The organism is uncultured Arenimonas sp. (genome assembly GCF_963976025.1).
Lineage (GTDB): Bacteria > Pseudomonadota > Gammaproteobacteria > Xanthomonadales > Xanthomonadaceae > Arenimonas.
This window is the reverse complement of record NZ_CAXBJS010000210.1, coordinates 1-4423: the sequence shown is the minus strand read 5'-3', so window position 1 is coordinate 4423 and position 4423 is coordinate 1. Positions and strand designations below refer to the sequence as shown.

Here is a 4423-nt window from a genome sequence, read left to right as displayed (position 1 = left end):
GCGGCGGCGGGGCGCGGACGGTTTTCGACCTTGGTGTTCACGCCGCCAGGTCCTCGGGCGAGATGTCGTCCACCAGCTTGCCGTGGTCGAGCACCAGCACGCGCTGGCGCATGCGCTTGACCAGGGCCAGGTCGTGGCTGGCGATGATCACCGTGGTGCCGGAGGCCGGCAGCGCGGCGAAGAGCTGCATGATTTCGGCCGCCAGCTGCGGGTCGAGGTTGCCGGTGGGTTCGTCGGCGACCAGCAGCTGGGGCTGGGCAACCAGGGCGCGGGCGATGCCCACGCGCTGCTGTTCACCGGTGGACAGCTGCAGCGGCAGGGCGCGCTCGCGGTCGCCCAGGCCGACCTTGTCGAGCACCGTGCGCACGCGCTTGCCGACTTCCGAACGCGGCGTGCCGGCAATGAGCAGCGGCAGGGCGACGTTGTCGAAGACGCTGCGGTCGGTCAGCAGGCGGTGGTCCTGGAAGACCACGCCGACCTGGCGCCGGTGCAGCGGCACCTTGCGGCCGCGCACCTTGGCCAGGTTGCGTTCGTTCACCAGCACGGTGCCCCGGCTGGGGCGCTCGGACAGGTGCACCAGGCGCAACAGCGTGGACTTGCCGGCGCCCGAGTGCCCGGTGACGAAGAGCATTTCGCCCTCCTCCACCGCGAAGCTGACGTCGCTCAGCGCCGGGGCGCTGCCGGCGTAGGTTTTCGAAACATTGTCGAAACGCAGCAGAGCCATGCGGGCGCGGGGCGGTCAGTGCTTGCCGGGCGGGTTGCGCTTGACCAGGGAGCTCAGGCCGGCCTTGATGCGGCCCAGCAGCGAGGGCTTGGCCTCGCTGGCGGGCTTGGCCGGCTTGGACGCGGGCTTGGCGTCGGGCTTCCTGCGGGACGCTTCCTTGCGCGGCGCGTCGCCGCGCGGTGCGCTGGCGCCCGCCTCGGTGCCTTCTTCACCGACCGGACGACCGCGGCGACGGCGACGGCGCTTGCGGGCCGGCGCATTCGGATCTTCGAGCATCGGCGACGACGGCGCCGGACGGCGGGCCGGGCGTTCGACACCGGCTTCAGCCGGTGCGTCCTGGGAGGCCGCCGGCGCGCCTTCGGCAACTTCAGCCGCGGCCGGACGGCGTTCGCGGCGCGGGCCGGCACCGGCACCACGGCTGCCGCCGCCTCCGGAACGACCACCCTCGCGACCACCCGAGCGGCTGCCCGAACGGCCGCCGCCGCGGCGTTCGTCCTCGGCGGCCTTGGCCTCGCGGACTTCGCGGTAGATGGCGCTGACGCTTTCGGTTTCACCGGCCTCGTCGCCTTCGACCGGACGCGGCGTGCGCGGCATCGGCACCAGCAGTTCGGCGGTGACCTGCTCGACCGGCAGTTTCTGTTCGATGTAGGCCTCGATGTCGGGCAGCGACATGGCGTAGCGCTCGCAGGCGAAGCTGATCGCGTCACCCTCGGCGCCCAGGCGGGCGGTACGGCCGATGCGGTGCACGTAGTCTTCGGCGTCGAAGGGCAGGTCGTAGTTGTAGACGTGCGACACGCCGTCGATGTGCAGGCCGCGCGCGGCCACGTCGGTGGCCACCAGCAGGTCCAGCTGGCCCTTCTGGAAGCGACCCAGCAGGGTTTCGCGCTTCTTCTGGGGCACGTCGCCCGACAGCACGCCGACGCGGAAACCGGCGCGCTCAAGCGCCTTGGCAACACGTTCCACCCAGACCTTGGTGTTGACGAAGACCATGGTGCGCTGGCCTTCGCTGCGGGTGAGCAGGCCGATCAGCAGCGGGATCTTTTCTTCGTCCGACGGCAGGTAAACACGCTGGCGGACCCGGGCGGCGGTGATCGTCTCGGTTTCGACGACCAGCTTCTCGGGCTCGTTCATGTGTTCGTAGGCCAGCTCCAGCACGCGGTGGCTGAGCGTGGCGCTGAACAGCAGGGTCTGGCGTTCGGTGCGGATCGGCATGCGCCGCAGCAGGAAGCGGATGTCCTTGATGAAGCCCAGGTCGAACATGCGGTCGGCTTCGTCGAGCACGCAGACTTCGCAGGCGTGCAGGGACACGACCTTGTGCTGCTTGACGTAGTCGATGAGCCGGCCCGGGGTGGCAATGATGACGTCCACGCCCTGCTGCAGGAGTTCGCGCTGCTTGTCGTAATCGACGCCGCCGTAGACCAGGGCAAAACGCAGGCCCAGGTCGGAGCCGAACTTCACGGCGTCCTTGTGGATCTGGATGGCCAGTTCGCGGGTGGGGGCGAGGATGAGGGCGCGCGGGTCTTCGGGCTTGCGGTCGGCCAGGGCCGGGCGCGTGAGCAGCCGGTTCATCAGCGCGACCAGGAAGGCCAGGGTCTTGCCGGTGCCGGTCTGGGCCTGGCCGGCGACGTCACCGCCCGGCAGGGCGATCGGCAGGGTCAGGGCCTGGATGGGGGTGCAGCGGGTGAACCCCGCGGATTCGAGGCCGGCCTGGAGATCAGGGTGCAGCTCGAAACTGGAAAAAGCGATATCGGTCAGTGGTTTGTCGGACATGTAGGTCTCTGGTTGCGCGTCTCTGCGCTTGCGCGGCCTGGCCGGGGGGTCGCAAACTGCCCTGAACCCGGGGCCGCCGATGGCGGTTGATTTACCGTTCGAAGCGCCCCAGTTTAACCCAACGGCAGGCCCGACCGGGCCGCCACCTTCAAGTAAATCAGGAGTTTGACGCATGAGCGACCAGGTGCTTCATGTGGGTGACGCCGACTTCGAGGCCCAGGTGCTCCAGTCCGATACCCCGGTGCTGGTGGATTTCTGGGCCGAGTGGTGTGGCCCCTGCAAGATGATCGGCCCGATGGTGGATGAGCTGGCCGACACGTACGCCGGCAAGGTCAAGGTGGTGAAACTCAACATCGACCACAACCCCCAGGTTCCGCGCCAGTACGCGGTGCGCGGCATCCCGACCCTGATGCTGTTCAAGGACGGAAAGGTGCACGCCACCCAGGTCGGCGCGGTGGGCAAGGCCCAGCTCGCGCAGTTCGTAGACAAGGCGCTTTGATCCGCCCTGCCCCGGTCCCCCGGGGCCCCGCGGGGGCCGGGCGCTTGTCGCGCCGCCCCCGGCGGTGTTAGTTTGAAGGTCATTCGGGCGCCTTGGGCGCCGATGTCTCGCCATACCCCCTTTCTCCCCACACTCGCGTTCGCGAGGTGAATCCTGTGTCCGAAAACGAAACCGACTCCGGCGCCAGCGCCGAGAAGCGTCCGCGCAAATCGCGCGCCGCAAATCCCAACAACGACGCCCCGGCCGCCGATACCCCGGCACCGGCGCCCGTGCCTGTCTCGGCACCGGCCCCCGAGCGCGCCAAGGCTGAACCTGCTGCTTCCGGCGACGCCGGCGGTGGTGGTGGCGGCCAGGGCGGCGGCGGTGGCCAGTCCGGCGGCGGCCAGTCCGGTGGCAACGACGACGGCGGCCAGCAAGGCGGCGGCGACGGCGGCCCCCAGGGCGGCGGCGACCGCAGCCGCGAAGGCCGGCGCAACCGCCGCGACCGCTTCCGCGACAAGCGCGACCGCTTCAAGGGCCGCGAAGGTGGCGGCGGCGGTGGCGGCATGCCCGGCGACGACGAAGGCAATGCCAACGGCGGCAACGGCGGCCAGAACGAGCGCCCGCTGCCCCCGCTGCCGCCGGACTTCCCGGTCTACAGCCTCAACGACCTCAAGCGCATGCCCGCGCACAAGCTGCTCGAGATCGCCGACAAGCTGAACCTGCATGAGGGCGTCGCCCGCATGCGCAAGCAGGACGTCAACTTCGCCCTGCTCAAGGTGCTTACCCGCCACCCGCAGGGCGTGGCCGGCGACGGCGTGCTGGAAATCCTGCCCGACGGCTACGGTTTCCTGCGCAGCGACGACGCCAGCTATCTCGCCGGCCCGGACGACGTCTACATCTCGCCCAGCCAGATCCGCCGCTTCAACCTGCGCACGGGCGACCACATCGCCGGCCGCATCCGCAGCCCCAAGGACGGCGAGCGCTACGTCGCGCTCAACATCGTGGACACCATCAACGGCGAACCGCCGGAGGCGTCCAAGGGCAAGGTGCTGTTCGAGAACCTGACGCCGCTGTTCCCGCGCGAGCGTTTCAAGCTCGAGCGCGGCAACGGCTCGTCCGAAGACATCACCGGCCGCGTCATGGACCTGATGTCGCCGATCGGCAAGGGCCAGCGCGCCCTGATCGTCTCGCCGCCCAAGGCCGGCAAGACCATGCTGATGCAGAACGTCGCCCAGTCGATCCTGTACAACCACCCGGAAGTGCACCTGATCGTGCTGCTCATCGACGAGCGCCCCGAGGAAGTGACCGAAATGCAGCGCAGCGTGCGCGGCGAGGTCATCTCCTCGACCTTCGACGAGCCGGCCGCGCGCCACGTGCAGGTCGCCGAGATGGTGATCGAGCGCGCCAAGCGCCTGGTCGAGCACAAGAAGGACGTGGTGATCATGCTC

The 4423-nt window shown here is 69.6% G+C and carries 4 protein-coding genes; 2 read left to right on the top strand and 2 right to left on the bottom strand.

Features of this window, described 5'->3' with window-relative positions; all coding sequences use genetic code 11:
* Positions 1–37 precede the first annotated feature (37 nt).
* Both ftsE and rhlB read right to left on the bottom strand, forming a co-directional pair.
* Positions 38–724, bottom strand: coding sequence for a cell division ATP-binding protein FtsE (gene ftsE / locus AACZ35_RS12815; protein ID WP_339829919.1), 687 nt, complete (start codon positions 722–724; stop codon positions 38–40).
* A 15-nt stretch (positions 725–739) separates the two neighbouring features.
* Positions 740–2494, bottom strand: a complete 1755-nt coding sequence (rhlB, locus tag AACZ35_RS12810) for an ATP-dependent RNA helicase RhlB (RefSeq protein ID WP_339829917.1) — start codon at positions 2492–2494, stop codon at positions 740–742.
* 172 nt (positions 2495–2666) lie between these two features.
* Between rhlB and trxA the strand changes: the two genes are divergently transcribed.
* Together trxA and rho are read left to right on the top strand one after the other, a co-directional pair.
* Positions 2667–2993 carry a thioredoxin TrxA gene (gene trxA / locus AACZ35_RS12805; protein ID WP_188663255.1) on the top strand — a complete coding sequence of 109 codons (327 nt, stop codon included), beginning with the start codon at positions 2667–2669 and terminating at the stop codon, positions 2991–2993.
* Positions 2994–3148: 155 nt separating this feature from the next.
* Positions 3149–4423, top strand: a 1275-nt coding sequence (gene rho / locus AACZ35_RS12800) for a transcription termination factor Rho (protein ID WP_339829915.1), incomplete at its 3' end; no start/stop codon positions are given.